This window comes from Paenarthrobacter sp. TE3676, assembly GCF_056279165.1.
Map to the genome: position 1 here is coordinate 541991 of NZ_JBWBQU010000002.1, position 15815 is coordinate 557805.

13 protein-coding genes are annotated in these 15815 nt (G+C 61.5%); 7 read left to right on the top strand and 6 right to left on the bottom strand.

Annotated elements, in window-relative coordinates; genetic code table 11:
• Window positions 1-97: 97 nt before the first annotated feature.
• The 3 genes from ACZ881_RS06455 to ACZ881_RS06465 all read left to right on the top strand — a co-directional run bounded on the left by ACZ881_RS06455 (window position 98) and on the right by ACZ881_RS06465 (window position 2782).
• A complete protein-coding gene (locus ACZ881_RS06455) occupies window positions 98-307 on the top strand; it encodes a hypothetical protein (RefSeq protein ID WP_476113419.1) in 210 nt (69 codons plus the stop codon).
• Window positions 308-378: 71 nt separating this feature from the next.
• Window positions 379-876 carry a hypothetical protein gene (locus ACZ881_RS06460; protein WP_476113422.1) on the top strand — a complete coding sequence of 166 codons (498 nt, stop codon included), beginning with the start codon at window positions 379-381 and terminating at the stop codon, window positions 874-876.
• An 88-nt stretch (window positions 877-964) separates the two neighbouring features.
• Window positions 965-2782, top strand: coding sequence for a thiamine pyrophosphate-requiring protein (locus tag ACZ881_RS06465; RefSeq protein WP_476113424.1), 1818 nt, complete (start codon window positions 965-967; stop codon window positions 2780-2782).
• On the opposite strand, the gene ilvD is transcribed toward ACZ881_RS06465, so the two are convergent.
• Window positions 2779-4641, bottom strand: coding sequence for a dihydroxy-acid dehydratase (gene ilvD / locus ACZ881_RS06470; RefSeq protein WP_474660036.1), 1863 nt, complete (start codon window positions 4639-4641; stop codon window positions 2779-2781). The genes ACZ881_RS06465 and ilvD overlap by 4 nt on opposite strands.
• An 86-nt stretch (window positions 4642-4727) precedes the next feature.
• On the opposite strand from ilvD, the gene ACZ881_RS06475 reads away from it, so the two are divergent.
• Window positions 4728-5555, top strand: a complete 828-nt coding sequence (locus tag ACZ881_RS06475) for a helix-turn-helix transcriptional regulator (RefSeq protein WP_476113427.1) — start codon at window positions 4728-4730, stop codon at window positions 5553-5555.
• A 31-nt stretch (window positions 5556-5586) separates the two neighbouring features.
• On the opposite strand, the gene ACZ881_RS06480 is transcribed toward ACZ881_RS06475, so the two are convergent.
• Together ACZ881_RS06480 and ACZ881_RS06485 are read right to left on the bottom strand one after the other, a co-directional pair.
• A complete protein-coding gene (locus ACZ881_RS06480) occupies window positions 5587-6696 on the bottom strand; it encodes a DNA alkylation repair protein (protein WP_476113429.1) in 1110 nt (369 codons plus the stop codon).
• Window positions 6697-6773: 77 nt separating this feature from the next.
• Window positions 6774-8006 carry an MFS transporter gene (locus ACZ881_RS06485; RefSeq protein ID WP_476113432.1) on the bottom strand — a complete coding sequence of 411 codons (1233 nt, stop codon included), beginning with the start codon at window positions 8004-8006 and terminating at the stop codon, window positions 6774-6776.
• Window positions 8007-8275: 269 nt separating this feature from the next.
• Between ACZ881_RS06485 and ACZ881_RS06490 the strand changes: the two genes are divergently transcribed.
• Together ACZ881_RS06490 and mptB are read left to right on the top strand one after the other, a co-directional pair.
• A complete protein-coding gene (locus tag ACZ881_RS06490) occupies window positions 8276-9151 on the top strand; it encodes an SGNH/GDSL hydrolase family protein (RefSeq protein WP_364307324.1) in 876 nt (291 codons plus the stop codon).
• Between the two features lie 187 nt (window positions 9152-9338).
• A complete protein-coding gene (gene mptB, locus ACZ881_RS06495) occupies window positions 9339-10946 on the top strand; it encodes a polyprenol phosphomannose-dependent alpha 1,6 mannosyltransferase MptB (RefSeq protein WP_476113435.1) in 1608 nt (535 codons plus the stop codon).
• A 36-nt stretch (window positions 10947-10982) separates the two neighbouring features.
• Here mptB and ACZ881_RS06500 read toward each other — a convergent pair whose 3' ends face one another.
• The 3 genes from ACZ881_RS06500 to ACZ881_RS06510 all read right to left on the bottom strand — a co-directional run bounded on the left by ACZ881_RS06500 (window position 10983) and on the right by ACZ881_RS06510 (window position 14818).
• Complete coding sequence (locus ACZ881_RS06500) at window positions 10983-12245, bottom strand: glycosyltransferase 87 family protein (protein WP_476113890.1); 1263 nt, start codon at window positions 12243-12245, stop codon at window positions 10983-10985.
• Between the two features lie 34 nt (window positions 12246-12279).
• Window positions 12280-13584: a glycosyltransferase family 87 protein gene (locus ACZ881_RS06505; protein ID WP_091464754.1), complete on the bottom strand. Its 1305-nt coding sequence runs from the start codon at window positions 13582-13584 to the stop codon at window positions 12280-12282.
• A 115-nt stretch (window positions 13585-13699) separates the two neighbouring features.
• Window positions 13700-14818: an EAL domain-containing protein gene (locus ACZ881_RS06510; RefSeq protein ID WP_476113438.1), complete on the bottom strand. Its 1119-nt coding sequence runs from the start codon at window positions 14816-14818 to the stop codon at window positions 13700-13702.
• Window positions 14819-14992: 174 nt separating this feature from the next.
• Here ACZ881_RS06510 and ACZ881_RS06515 point away from each other — a divergent pair, with 174 nt between their 5' ends.
• Entirely contained in the window at window positions 14993-15811 is an 819-nt protein-coding gene (locus tag ACZ881_RS06515; RefSeq protein WP_476113440.1) for a CPBP family intramembrane glutamic endopeptidase, read from the top strand.
• Window positions 15812-15815 lie beyond the last annotated feature (4 nt).

Consider the following 15815-nt stretch of genomic DNA (forward strand, 5'->3'; position numbering starts at 1 on the left):
CATTGCCCCGGAAACAGAGCAGGAGGTACAGTTCAAAAGCAAGTAACCTGAATAGTTCACTTGAGAGCGAGCCGCCGCGTGCAGCGGGATATCTGCCATGGAAGATCCACGTCGAACAGCGCGAAACCTCATACGAAGCCGGACCATTGATCTTGAAGACCTCTGGATCAAGTACTGGGCCCAAGGCGGAAATGCCCCCATTTTTGAACTGGACGCCTATGTCTTTGAAGTCCAGGAAGGGCACCCCTTCGAGCTGCGCATCTTGTCATGGGCCCTTGAGGATTTGGGCGCCGACGCCGCCCTTTGAGAGGACAACACCCAGCGCCAATGGTCCGGTAGACCTTCCACGCACGGCCACGGTATAGCTACCCTGAGCCCATGGAATCCGGATTGGAATCTTGGGGCGAGTTCAACGTCGCGATCGCCGGTGCCGGCGCAGCCCTTGGAGGGCTGCTAATCGTGGCATTATCCGTGAACATCAAACAGATTGCCGAGTCGCGGGGCCTTGCCGCACGGGCAGGCGCTGCCATCTCCGCGCTCATCCTCGGTGTGGTCCTGGCATGCGCGGCGCTCATCCCAGGGCAGGAGCTATGGGCCTTCGGCGTCGAAGTTCTACTTGGAACCCTCGCAGGCGGGGTGATCGCTTTCCTGGCCGCCCGCGCCATCCTGGACGATGACACGCCCGGGCATCCGCACCGTTGGGATGCACAGCACATCGCGTCGTTCGTCTTTCCATTGGCCATTTACGCGGTAGGGGGCGCACTGACAATGTTGTCGCTGCCCGCAGGCCCGGTCGTTGTGGCCCTCGGAACAATCATCGCCCTGATCGGCGCAGTGGTTTTCTCGTGGGTGGCCTTGGTGGAGATACTGCGCTGAGGCAGCACTGAACACCCCGCGTGCCGCATAGCTAAGCATGCTTACTATGGTTTCGGGCAGTGACTCAACTACTGACGAGGAGCCAAGCATGACTCAACGAACGGTCTCGGACCTCATGGTGGAACGCCTCCAAGAATGGGGCGTGGACAGGGTTTTCGGATATAGCGGCGACGGCATCAACGGCTTCATGGGCGCACTTCGCCGGTCCCAGGGCAAGATCGAATTTGTCCAGGCGAGACACGAAGAAGCAGCGGCTTTCATGGCCGTAGGGCATGGCAAGTACACGGGCGGCGTCGGCGTCATGACCTCCACGCAAGGTCCCGGTGCCGTCCATCTTTTGAACGGTCTCTACGACGCCAAGATGGACAGCGTCCCGGTGGTGGCGATCATCGGGCAGCAGAGCACCACGGTTTTGGGCTCGGCCTACATGCAGGAAATTGATCTGCTGACGCTCTTCAAAGACGTCGCAGCCCAGTTCGCCCAGCTGGCCAGCTCACCCGAGCAGGTCCCCATGCTGATCGACCGCGCATTCCGCACTGCCATGGAGACGAGATCGCCCTGCGTCGTGATCGTCCCCCACGACATCCAGACCGCCGAAGCGCCCGAGCTTGAGCACGAACACGGAATCGTGGTCACTGCTCCGGTCTGGCATCCGGCACGCGTTATGCCCCGGGACGAAGAACTCGAGACCGCAGCGGACATCCTTTCCAAGGGTGAGCGGATCGCGTTATTCGTTGGGCAGGGTGCCAAGGGAGCCAAAAAAGAAGTTGAGGCGCTTGCAGAAAAGCTCGACGCCGGCATCACCACCAGTTTGCTCGGCAAGCCTTACGTTGACGAGACACTCCCCCACGCCGTGGGCACCATGGGCCACCTTGGCACCACCGCCAGTGCGTTTCTCCTCGAAAAATGTGACACCCTGCTCATCATCGGATCCAACGACCCCTGGACGGAGTTCTACCCCAAGCCCGGCACCGCCAAAGCTGTGCAAATTGACATCGACGGGCGCAAGATCGCCAACCGCTACCCCGTTGAGGTGGGCCTGGTAGGAGACGCGGCGGAAACGCTGAGCATGCTGGCTAAACACCTTGACGGCAAACAACAGCCATCACGCACAGCGTGGCGTGCCGACGTCGAAGAGCAGGTCCGCGCATGGCGGCAGCTCTCAGAAGAACGCGCCAACATTCCCGCGCAGCCGGTAAACCCGGAACTTGTGGTCCGCGAGCTCAACGGCAGGCTCCCCGACAACGCTCAGCTGAGTATCGACGTCGGCAGTTGCGTTTATTGGTACGCCCGCCAACTGATCCTTCCGCCCGGAGTCCCTGCCCATCTGAGCGGCACGCTCGCCAGCATGGGGTGTGCCATCCCCTATGGATTAGCGGCGAAACTAGCCCACCCGGAACGTCCCCTTGTGGCGCTGGCGGGGGATGGTGGCATGCAAATGCTCGGTGTCGCCGAATTGATCACCGTAGCGCACCGGTGGCGCGACTGGGCGGATCCTCGGTTTGTGGTCTGCGTTTTCAACAACCGCGACCTCGCCGAGGTCTCCTGGGAGCAGCGTGAAACCGAGGCAGAGCCGAGGTTCCCCGCCAGCCAGGAAATCCCCGACTTCCCCTACGCGGCTTATGCGGAACTGCTGGGCCTGGCGGGAATCCGGGTGGAGGACCCCGCCAAGCTCGGCGACGCTTGGGACTACGCGCTTTCCGTGGATCGCCCGGCCGTCATCGAAGTCCTGACAGATCCGAGCATCCCGCTTCTCCCACCATTCCCTGCCGGAGCGGAGAAGCTGGAGGGCATGCGCTCGGCGCTGGAGGAAGAGGGCGCAGACGGTGAGCACGCACGGAGACTGCTGGACACGTACGGAGAGGGCGAGTCCCGCCTGCGTGACTCAGCGCCAAACGAAGCCTAGAGGTTTTCCACCAGCGAGACGTCGCGGACGGCGCCCTTGTCTGCTGACAGGGCCATGGCTGCGTAAGCACGGAGCGCGGGAGACACGTGGCGTTCGCGGTCCTTCGGCTTGTAGCCGCCGTTGGCCTCGAGTTTTTCGCGGCGTTCGGCAAGGATCTCGTCCGAGACCTGCAACTGGAGCGAGCGCTGGGTGATGTCGATGCTGATAATGTCGCCGTTCTCCACCAGGGCGATGGCGCCCCCGGAGGCAGCCTCCGGCGAGATGTGCCCGATCGACAGGCCCGAGGTACCGCCGGAGAAGCGACCGTCCGTAATGAGGGCGCACTTCTTGCCCAGGCCGCGGCCCTTGAGGAATGAGGTGGGGTAGAGCATTTCCTGCATTCCCGGGCCACCCCTGGGACCTTCGTAGCGGATGACCACCACGTCGCCTTCCTTGATGCTCTTGTTCAGGATCTTTTCCACGGCCTCGTCCTGCGACTCGCACACTACTGCCGGGCCTTCGAAGATCCAGATTGACTCGTCAACGCCTGCGGTCTTCACCACAGCGCCGTCCACTGCGACATTGCCGCGCAGCACAGCCAAGCCGCCGTCCTTGGAGAAAGCGTGCTCCACGGATCGGATGCAGCCCCCCTCAGCGTCGGTGTCCAGGGAGGTCCACTGGTTCGACTGCGAGAAAGCTGTGGAAGAACGAACGCCGCCGGGAGCCGCGTGCCATAGTGCCTGCGCCTCCTCAGTGGCCTTGCCGCCGCGGATGTCCCAGTCGTCCAGCCAGCCATCCAAATCGTTGGAGTGCACGGAGTGGACGTTCTTGTGCAAGAGGCCGCCGCGGTTCAGCTCACCCAGCAAGGCGGGGATGCCTCCGGCACGGTGCACGTCTTCCATGTAATAGGTCTTGTCCCCGGCGACGTTCGGAGCCACCTTGGCCAAGCAGGGCACCTGGCGGGACTTGGCGTCCATCTCTTCCAAGCCATAGTCCACGCCCGCCTCCTGGGCCGCGGCCAGCAGGTGCAGGATCGTGTTGGTGGAGCCGCCCATGGAGATGTCCAGGGCCATGGCGTTGTCAAAAGCCTCGGCAGTTGCGATGGAGCGCGGCAGAACGGAGTCGTCGTCGCCGTCGTAATAGCGCTTAACGAGCTCGACGACGGTGGCGCCGGCCTTCTCGTACAGCGCCTTGCGTGCGGTGTGGGTCGCGAGCACGGAGCCGTTGCCCGGCAGGGCCAGGCCGATGGCCTCGGCGAGGCAGTTCATGGAGTTGGCAGTAAACATGCCCGAGCAGGAACCACACGTGGGGCAGGCGTTCTCTTCGATGAGGTTGATGTCTTCATCGGAGATGGATTCATCCACGGCGTCGGCAATCGCGTTCACCAGGTCCAGGGAGCGTACGGAGCCGTCGGTCAGGGTCACGCGGCCGGCCTCCATGGGACCGCCGGAGACGAACACCACCGGGATGTTCAAGCGCAGCGCGGCCATCAGCATGCCCGGGGTGATCTTGTCGCAGTTGGAGATGCAGACCAGGGCGTCGGCGCAGTGTGCGTTGACCATGTATTCCACGGAGTCGGCGATCAGGTCTCGGGACGGCAGGGAGTAGAGCATGCCTGAGTGGCCCATGGCGATGCCGTCGTCCACGGCGATGGTGTTGAATTCGCGCGGTACAGCGCCTGCAGCGAGGATCGCGTCGGAGACGATCCTGCCCACGGGGGCCAGGTGGGTGTGGCCGGGGACGAATTCGGTGAAGGAGTTGGCCACGGCAATGATCGGCTTGCCGATGTCGGTGTTGGCAACACCGGAGGCACGCAGCAGTGCGCGGGCCCCGGCCATGTTGCGGCCGTGGGTAACTGTTCTGGAGCGAAGTGCAGGCATGATTACCATCCTGCTGTTGTTCTACGGCTGGCGGAAGACGGTGCTGCTACTAGTAGTGAAAGTACCAGAGTAATAGTGTTGAGTGCGTGAAAGATGAGAGACGCAAAGAACTGGGGCTCTTCCTAAGGACCCGCCGAAACCAGGCCCTCCGATCGGACTACGGGTTGCCGCCTGTGGGGCGATCCCGCGAACGCGGCCTCCGCCGGGAAGAGATCGCGTTCCTCTCAGGGGTCAGTGTTACTTGGTACACCTGGCTGGAGCAGGGCCGTGACATCAGCCCATCGCGCCAAGTCCTGGAAGCCGTGGCCCGCACGCTGCATCTTTCGGACACCGGGTTGAGTTACGTGCTCTCCCTGGGTGGGTACTCGTCCGCCCTGCCCAAAGGACCGGTCGCGGCCGACGCTCCGGCCCATGTGCAGCGACTTTTGGACGCTTTGGACCCCAACCCCTCCTACGCTTTGTCCCCGGATTGGGGCATTGCCGGGTGGAATCGCGCATACGAGGCGCTGTACCCCAACATCGGAACGTTCGATGCCTCGGACCGGAACCTGCTGTGGCTGGTCTTCACTGACCCCTACATCCGCGATCTGCTGCCCGACTGGGACGTCACGAGCAAGCGCTTCCTTGCTGAGTTCAGGGCAGAAACCGGGCAGCGCCTGGGCGACCCCGATGTGGAGTACCAGGTAGGCCGGCTTAAGGACGCCAGCCCGGAGTTCCAGGAAAGCTGGGACCGCTACGACATCCTCGGCTTCGAATCCCGCGAGCGGCAGTTCCACCACCCCGCAGTTGGCGTCCTGCACATGGAGCACCATCAGGTCTCACCCTCTGACCGGCCCGACCTTCACATCGTCGTCTACACGCCGGCACCGGGGAGTGACGCGGGCGAGCAGATGCAGCGGCTGATGGGTGTCTGATGTACATCAGGGGACCCCGCGGGGCTTGCCTTCAGCTGGGCTCCCTCTTGTTCAGGACGAAATCCGCCGGCGCCGACGCGACGCCGTTTGCCTGGACTACTACGTAGTGCTGCCCCGGGTAGTAGGACCGGGTTGTTATTGGGCGGAAGGAATGGGTTTTTCTGACAGTGACGGTCTCACCGGGCCCAATCCGCCGGGACGTGAGCTTGAAAGTTTTAGCGCTTACCGTGCCGTTGGCCCGCTGGAAACCGATGGAATAGTCAATGGCTGCTTTAGCGGGCTGGGGGCCTTCATTCACCACCTCGGCTGAAAATTCCACGGTTCCGTCCCATGCCACTGAAGTGTGGAGGATTCCAGGTTCCGTAACCACGAGCTGGCCACCCGAATAACCCAGGAGGCCGAGTGCATCCGGATTGCCTTGCTTGACCAGGGTCCTGAGTCCATGGCGGATCACCTTAGGTGTCGTGGCATCGGGTTTTCCTGACCAGCGGCGCGCAGTAGCTATCACCAGCTGCGGATCGATCCGGCTCAGATCGTTGAGATGGTTCGCCGTGGAACGCCGAACGTATTCGGCGGGATCTTGATAGGTGGCATCCAGGATCCCCTGCGTTGCTGTTGGATTGGCCACAAGCCAAGGAACTCTTTTGGCCCACGGCAAGTAGGCGCGAGAGCCCTCGGTAGCGAGCCGGCGGACGTTTTCGTCGTCGTGATTCGTCCAGGTTTGCATGGTCGCGATAGCTCGTTCCGGCCGGGCAGCTATGAGGTCACGGATGGCGAACTCTCCCGTTAGCCTGCTGGTTAGGCGGGACAGGACTGCAAGAGCGGCATCAAAGTCCGCGAGCGACGCCGATTGCAGGGCCCTCCCGGTCACGACTTCGGTTGCCGGCCAGACCATCCATCCCGTAAACCGAGGGTCGTCGAGAGAATCGACCATGACCTTCTCAACAGCGAGGTAGCCTGCCGGCAAGTCCTCAAGGAGCGCATCCCTGACGACATCAACACGCTGCCGGAGGCGCTGCCCGCCAAGCAAGTCACGTGAGCGCTCCAGTCTTGGCAGCTCAATGTTGGGTTCGGCGCTCATGAGTATGGATCGCAGTTCGGTGACAACACTGGCATTGATCAGCTCATCCATGGCGCCCATACGTTTTCTCCTTCGCCGGTGTTGCCATGGTAGGCGATGGGGGTGACAACGAAAGCGGGCTGGCAACCCACGTTGTACTAGCCCTTAGGCGGGGCAGCGAGAGGTTGTCTTTCGAGCTGCGACGATTCGGGAGCTGTAGCCTTTTCGGCTGTAATCCGTCCTAGGATCACCACCAAAACCAGAGCCACAATCACAGGTATACACACAGCGAGAACTATGGTGCCCGTGTCCACTCCAAGGCCGATGAGAACGCCTCCGAATATGGGGCCCACTACCGACCCGAGTCGCCCCAATGAAGCCGCCCACCCCACTCCCGCGGTCACGGTTGCTTGAGGATACAGAGACACCGCCACCGCCGCCTGGCCGATCATGCCGGCTTGGAGCCCAAGACCGACGCCACCGAAGACGATCAGCAACAGCGCCTTATCCGGACCGAGGAATGCGGAAATGACGAGGAACGCGACGGCTGCTGCTGAGGTCCAGGCCAAGACTGTGGTCATCCGGCGTCTGCGTGATCCCAGAATCAGCACACAGGCGCCAACGATGCTTCCTACGCCCAACGCCGCCGATCCTAACGGTGCCAGACCAAGGCCGAAACCGTAGCTCGTGAGCAGGGTGGGCAGCCACGAGGAGAACACGTAGTAAACGGCGAAGATAAGGAATGAGAAAGACCACAGCAGAAGCGTCCTGCTCCGTACAGGCCCATCGAAAAGGCGGGCAACCGCGGCGTGGTGCTTGGCCACTGAAGGATCCATGGGAGTGATCGACGCCTGTTTACCCGATAGGCCGATCCACAGGAACGGCAGGAGCACGCCTGAGGCGATGGCTCCGAGAATGAAAACCCATTCCCACCCGAGCGCATTTGTGACAATACCCCCGCCGAGTCCAGCGATGAGGGCCCCGAATGAAATGCCTGTCATCACGACCACCGCAATCGACTGGCGCAAACGCGACGGATTGACAGCGGTCGCATGTGAGACAGCCGCAGGCAGCACGGCCCCTAACCCCAGCCCGGTCACGAAGCGAAGGATGGTCAGCTCCACTATTGAACCTGACCACGCCGTCAGCAGAGAACCAACGGTGAAGAGCACAACGGCGGAAAAGATGACATTCCTTGTGCCCATTTTTGCTACTAAGCGTCCTACTGCCATGTAACCGAGAGCCACCCCAGCGCTCGTAAATGCGAGGGCCGGGGTGAAATGGGCGGGCTCAACTCCCCATTCCTTGGAATCGACGGTATGGACACCCCGAGTGCGACGGTGTCGTATCCGTCGAGCACTACAGCGGCAAATGCAAGGCAAAGCACCCACCAATTCGGCTTGATCTCATGTTGCATTTTGGGTTCGCTCATCGTGTCCATTGGACATCCTTAAGTTGTGAGGGCTTCGAAGTCGAAGCAGGGTATGCCGTCCGGGAACCAACGAGGTGCATAATTACTCATTTTCTTGATGCCATGTATCTTAGCATTGTGATTCTATAACGTGAGCTATTTCACGCATCAGTCGCTTTGGCGGAACGATGTGGCCTCCACAGGGCAATAGCTGTACAAAAAATCCACAATTCGGCGCACTATGGAGGCATGAACGCTCCCGGCGCCAACGGCTTTGCGCAGGGTGGTTCCGGTAGCTTCGGGGCTGGCCTGCACCCGTGGTGCCGTTATGTGGCTTTGGGCGACTCATTTACCGAAGGTTTGGGCGATCCTGAACCCCGGAGCCCCGGCGGCCTCCGCGGCTGGGCGGACCGGGTCGCGGAAGAATTGGCCACCGGTCACGAAAATTTCGCCTATGCGAACCTGGCCATCAGCGGGAGGCTGCTTCACGAGATTCTCGAAGAGCAGGTGGGTCCGGCCATCGAGCTCCAACCTGATCTGATCACTCTTAACGCAGGCGGCAATGACTTGCTGTTCCACAGGAGCGATCCGGACAAACTTGCCCTTGAACTGGACGCGGGCGTGGAAAGACTGGCCTCGACCGGCGCTACGATCGTGCTCTTTACCGGCCCCGACTGGGGTGCGACCCCGGTGCTGGGCCACACTCGCGGCAAAGTGGCCATCTACAACGAGAACATGCGGGTAGTTGCCGCCCGCCATGATGCCCTGATCGCAGATCTTTGGGCGCTACGCCAGCTCACGGAACCTCGGATGTGGAACGCGGACCGGCTGCATTTCTCGCCGCTGGGCCAGCACACCATCGCCATCATGGTGCTCGATATCCTCAATGTTCCGCATACCCTGGAACCTTTGGCACCCAAGCCCCTACCCGAGCGCAGCTGGCGTGAGGCGCGGGCGGGCGACATCATCTGGGCTCGGGAACATCTCTTCCCGTGGGTGGTGCGGCGCCTGACGCAACGAAACGCCGACGACGGACGGCACCCGAAGCGACCCGAGCCAGGCCCTGTCTTTGGGGCAAGCATGCCTCCCGGGGCATACGTAGGGCTGGACCCGCGTATCGACTGAGACCAGGCATGAAACGCCCGACTACTCCGTGTTGCAGCTATGGAGTCCGTCACCCTTTGCCGCGCCTGTAGTGGTGTTGGCTGGATGAACGCTAAAATTTCACTTGCCGCAAGTACAAGCTCTTCGGCATCAATCCGCGTTGTATTTCTTAGGAGCGCCATACCGTGAGTGGGGGAACCGACCAGTCATGACGGCAGGTAGTACCCCCAGTCCGCATCCCGGCACTTCAGCAGCCACCAACCAGCCTTCCTCCACTACGACGAAGGCCCCAAAGCCAGCAGCTCCTGCAACAAAGCCCGTAGCGTACCCGGCCATTTTGCAGGGGTTCCTCGGTTCGCTGTTCATGTTTGCAGGGTCCATTGGCATCGGATGGATCGCCAACGGATCCCCGATGATCCGCCACCCCATAGTCATTGCCCTGCGCACTGAGGGCTGGGGAGTAACGATCTCCGCCGTCCTCTTGACCGTGGGCGCCATGTTACTGGTTCGGTCCTGGCTGAGGTTGGGCCAACGGATGGGCAGTTGGGAGGGGAACTCCCTCAAACCGATCGTTGCAGCGATCGGAGCATGGTCTCTTCCGTTGCTGTTCGCTGTGCCCGTCTATTCCCGTGACGTCTATGCGTATATAGGCCAGGGCCGCCTGATGATGGAGGGCCAAAACCCTTACGACGTCGGTATCTCGGCTTTGAACAACTGGTTCGCCTTGGGTGCGGACCCGGCCTGGGCGGAAGCCCGGACTCCGTACGGGCCCTACTTTTTGTGGATGGCCCACGCCGTGGTTGCTATTACGGGCGCCCAGCCGGACGTGTCAGTCCTGCTCTTCCGGCTTTTGGCCGCCGGTGGGGTGCTGTTGTGCGTTGTATACGTCCCCAAACTCGCGGAGCTTCACGGGATCAATGGTGCCCGAGCGCTCTGGATTGCGGTTGCCAACCCACTCTTCCTCATCAGCTTCGTCGCCAGCGCCCACAACGACGCCATCATGGTGGGCTTCGCCGTGGCGGGAACCTACTTCGCAGCCACCAAGCGGCCGTTACTGGGGATCCTGTTGGTCACACTTTCCATCGGAATCAAACCGGCCACCGTTTTGTTGCTGCCCTTCATCGGGCTGATGTGGGCCGGTGCCGGGGCGTCCTGGCCGCGCAAGTTCGGAATCTGGGCCGCGACCGCGAGCATCAGTTTCGCTGTTCTGGTGATCAGCGGCATCCCTTACGGCCTGGGCCTGGGCTGGGCCTGGGCCATCACGGACCCCACTCCCGGGTTCACCGGATACTCGCCGTCGGGATTCCTCGGCCAGCAAATCGAGTTCCTCGGCAACGCCTTGGGCCTGCCTGGCAATGCAATGGCGGACGTCCTTCGAGCGGCCATGAAGTGGGGCGCTGTGGCCCTGGTCCTCGTCCTGATGTTCCGCGGAGACCACTCCCGCGTGGTGCGGCGCATGGCCCTCGCCTTCGCAGCTATCGTGCTGCTCTCCCCCATCATTCAGCCCTGGTACATTCTCTGGTTCGTCCCCTTCCTGGCCGTGACGGGGATCAGGGACGACTGGCAGATGCGGTGCCTCTACGTCGGCGTGACATTCTTTGTGGTGTTCGGCGCGCAGGACCAGTTGTCAGTCTGGTCCTTCGTGGAGGTCTCCGTGGACCTGTCCTCGCTGGCATTCGCCATCGCGCTTCTGTTCGCGTTCTACCTGGTGTTCCTGGACATCCATACCCGCAGGCTTCTGGTCCAAGGCAAACTGTCGCGCTGGGTGGGGCAGACTGACCGTCGCCTGCTCCACCGCCCTCCGACTATCCGCTAAAGCGCTGTTTGAGAACCTAAAGCGCTGGCCTGGACCCTAAAGCGCTTTCGGGACTACCGGAGCGCCATCCCGGTTCACGCGCCGCCCCAATTCAACCGTCCTCTGCACCGACCACCACAGCAGCACCACCAGCAAGACATTCCGGGTGGTGAGCACAGCGGCCATGATCGGGTGGGCGTGGATGAGCGGGGTGTAAAACAGCGGATAAATCACGAACGTGGTCATGGCAATCCCCATCAACAAGGCGGCTGGCACCTTCCAACGGTTCCAGTCGTGCGTCAGGCCGGCAATGATCACAGGGGCCAGCCAGATGATGAACTGCGGCGAGCCCACCTTGTTGAACACGATGAACGCCGTGGTCATCATCAAGGCACCCTCGAGGAACAGTTCCTCGCGCTCCGCTCCACGATTGAGTGCACGGATCAGGAGTATGGCGGCCGCAATCGCGGCAACTATCAGCAGCGGCTGCATCAGGAACGCCGCAACCTCGGCACCGGGCCCGTAGACCTCTGTGGAGTTGATGGCTGTATTGTCTGCCATTTTGGATCCGGCGATGTTGAAGACGCTCAGCCACACCCAGGGCGTGGAGAAAGTGGCTTCCAGCTGCATACCGCGCTCGCCCTGGTTGATCAGGAAGTCCAGGATGTGGCTGAAGCCACCAGCGAGGTAGGTTCCTAAACCTACGACGGCGGTGACGCCCACCCCGGCAGCGATCATCTGCAGCCGGTTGCGGGAAGCGATGATGATGGGTACCAGCACCGCTGCAGGCCACACTTTGATCCACGTTGCGATGCTCAACAGGACGGAGGCAACAACCGGCCTTTGGGCAGCGCAAATCAAGGCAATCAAAACAATGGAGGTGGTGATGCCTTCAACGCGGGCAAAACTGAGGTATCCCATGAACATTGTGAAGAACAGCCACCACCATGCGGGCGCGATCCCGGTGACCCGCCGTGGGCCACGCGTCAGGTACCAGAGACCCAACGCGTTGAGGGCCGTGATCAGCAGGGTCCACATCAGCAAGTAGAGGTCCGGACCGGCAATCGCGGCCAGGAAAATGGGAATCTGGGCCAGGACTGGATAAACCCACGGGCTGATCTTCCCGTTGAGGTTCTCCGGGTTGTAGCCATCCATCGCCCACTGGCGGTATTGCTCAGTGTCGCTGAAGGTGTTGCCGCTGAGGAAGAAAGAAGCCATCCAGCACAGGAAGTAGAAATGCACCACGGCGAATCCCCACCACACGCTGGAGGGGCGGGCGAACCACGTTACAACTGCGGGAGGAAGGACACGGCTGCGGATACGGACCAGCTGGTCGAAGAACGTCGCGGAAATCTTAGTGCTCCTTGCCCGCTGGTGCACTGACCACGGAGGGCTTACGGCCCAGTGAATACAGGCGACGCGCCGACCAGAAGAAGAGGACCACCAGCAGGACGTTGCGGATGCTCAGGACCAGGGCCATCCAAGGATTGTTGTGACTCAAAGCATCGTAGAAGAGCGGGTAGATGAAGTAGGTGGCAACGGCGATCACTATCAGCATGGTGGCCGGAACGCGCCACTCTTTCCAGTTGTGCGCCAGCCCTACAGCTACAGCCGGTGCAAGCCACACCATGAACTGCGGTGAGCCCACCTTGTTGAAAACGATGAACGCGGTCACCAGTGTGAGGGCTCCTGAAAGCAGGAGTTCCGTCCGGTCCACTCCGCCGTTGAGCTTGCCTTGGTGCAGGGCCCAGAAGGTCAAACCCGCGACGGCGGCCGCTGCCAGCAGGAGGAGGGGCTGCATCAGCACGGACATGAACGCAGTGCCGGGTCCGTCCACCTGCATGGAGTTGATGTCAGTGTTCATATACATGCGGGAATCCCCGACGCCTAGGACCGACAACCACAGCCATGGGGTGGTGAAGGTCGCTTCGAGCTGCATGCCGCGATCTCCCTGTTGTGTCAGGAAGTTCAGCAGCTTGGGAACGGCACCAACTGCCGCTGCCAGCCCAACCACAACCGCCGTCGTCGCAATTCCTGCCGCCACAACGTGCAGGCGTTTCCTAACCACTGCGAACAGGGCAAGCATTACAGCGGCGGGCCACACCTTCACCCAGGTGGCGACGCTCAGGAGGACCGACGCGACGAAGGGCCGCGTAACCCCGTAAACAAGGGCCACGAGGACTATGGGGGCAGTTAGTCCGTCAACGCGGGCGAAGCCCAACCAGCCCATGAGGAAGACGAATACCAGCCACCACCAGGCAGCCGGGATTGCTTCCTGCCGGCGGCCGCGGTCAGTGAGTTTGAGCACCGCCCAGCCGTTCAGCAGTGTGGTGAGCAGGACCCAAAGGAAGAAGAAAGGGCCAGGACCGGCTACAGCCGCCAGGCCCATGGGAATCAGCGCCAGGATGGGGTAAACCCACGGGCTGGGTCCCCCGGTGAGGTTTGCTTCGTCGAATCCGGCCAGCGCCCATTCACGGTAGATAAAGGTGTCGCTGAAGGCTTCGCCGCGCAACGAGAGCACGGCCCCGAAGACCAGGAACACCAGGTGAATCACTACGAAGCCCCATAGCAGGCCCCGCGGGGAGTTCATGCGTGCCGCCAACCTCGCTGGGATTGTTTTACCGCGGATTTCCGCGAGCTTACTGAAAAAACTGTCCATCAACGAAGAACTTCCTGGCTAGGTGGGTCCTTGCCTCAGCAATCCCCAATTTTCTTGGGACCGAAAAACCCCCGCATGCTACTTTACGCGAGACACCCAAACGCCCGGCAGTTGCTTACCCTGCGGGCTGGGCTTCCGTCTGCGCGCGTATGCTCCATGCGGACCAATCCAACGGGTGAACGGAGGGGCGGCCCAGGAGGTAACCTTGCGCTGCTGTGACCTTCAGCGCGGTGACTTCATCAAGCTCGGCTGCAGTTTCGATGCCTTCTGCAATGATGTCCGCGCCGATCTCCCGGGCAAGTTCCACGATGGCCCTGGCCCGGATTTTCTGACCGTCGCTGCTTTCTATTCCCTCAATCAAATGGCGGTCCAGCTTGATGATGTCGGGGCGCAGCTGTTCAATCCGTTCCATGGAAACCAAAGCTGCACCGGACGCACTGATGGCGAGCCGCAGGCCCAGGGTTCGCAGTGGCCCCAGGCCGTCGTCGCCGGTTTGCCCTTCCACGGATTCCAGGCTGCCCGTCAGTTCAACAATGATCCTGTCCGGAGCCAGTGCTGCTGCAGCAAGAAGATTCCGCACTCGGGGGTCATTGGACGTTGCGGGGGTGAGGTTCAGCGCCACGGACATGTTGTCCGGGACGTCGTGCGCTGCCGTCAGGGCGCAGTGCAGTGCGGCAATTTCGAGTTCCGTGCCCAATCCGGCTGCTGCGGCCTCGTTGAACCACACATCGGCTCCGGCCCCATCCTCACCAACGAACCTGGTCAGCGCCTCTACGCCCACCACCTCGCCTCCAGGCAGTGCATGGACGGGCTGGAAAGCTGTCAGCAGGAGTTTGTCCGCCAGGATCGACTGGATGCCTTCGCGGACCTCATGGCTAACAGGGACAGATACTGTCCGGGCTGTGTCCGAAGACTCCAAGTGCAGGCTGGCAACTTCACGCTGAACCGGGACCTTGGCCGCAGAACCCGGCGGCTTGCGGGTCTCGAGCAAGTGCTCCAGCAACGCACGCTCCGGGTCGTCGGGACGTGCCTCAATCAACGCGCGAAGGTTTTTCCTTGCTCCTTCGCTCCGGGCATCACTGTCGGCAAGGATGGATTCAATGATATCCAGCACTTGTTCGCGCATGGTCATGTCTTCGCTGGCCGGCGCCACAACAGCGTCATCGGCCGCCGCAGCGCCATTCTTCGGTGAGCTGCCGCTTTCCGGTTTAAAAGAGCCCGCGTCTTGAGCCATTAATTATTCCTTTGTGTGTCCCCCACTGGCAAAGCCAGCCATGACATGACCTCCACGAAAACGTGTGGGCCTTGTCACGAATCTTACAGAGGAATCTGAGCATCCGAGACACCGCAATGACTCCTGACAAGGGAAAACGTGTCCTTGGACGACAAGCCCTGACATGCTGGAGGGGTGACATCCATTTCAACGGAATCACCCCGCACCGCACTCAGTTGGAAGCTGCTGCCGGCGGCGTTGCTTTCCTTGTCCGGCGTGCCGCTCTTTGCGATGGGCAACGAGCTGCTCGGCTATGGCCTGCTGCTGGCGAGCGTGGCCACCGCGGCTTTCATCGACCACCGATTGATGCGACACCTCGCATTGATCGCGGCGGGCATGACCATCTTCAGCTTGGTACCGCTCAACGCCGACCTCAGCACAGAGCACATGGCCCTCATGGGCGGCGCCCTGGCATTGGCTGTGCTGGTGCCATGGCTGGTGTCCCGGTTCGTCTACCGCGAGGACATCATCAAATTTCCCGTGAACACCGGCCGCAAGTGGCCCTTGGCAGCGAAGCTGTACCTGATAGGCGTGGTGGCGCTCGGTTACTTCATCCTGCCGGTGTACCTGATCCGGACTGGTGTTTACCAAAACTGGCCGGATGCTTCCGATCCCGATATCTTCTGGCGGCTCTTCCTTGGCGTCAACGCCGTGGGTATCTGGGATGAATTGTTCTTCATTTGCACCACCTTCACCCTGCTGCGGCAGCATTTTCCGGACTGGCTGGCCAACCTCCTGCAAGCTGTGGTGTTCTCGTCATTCCTGTGGGAGATCGGCTACCAGTCGTGGGGTCCGCTCCTGACGTTCCCGTTCGCATTGCTGCAGGGCTACACCTTCAAGCTCACCAAGTCATTCACGTATGTGGTGTCCGTACACCTGCTGTTCGACTTCGTGCTGTTCCTCGCGCTGGTGCATGCACACAACCGGGACTGGCTGCCGATCTTCCTTTACTAGTCCG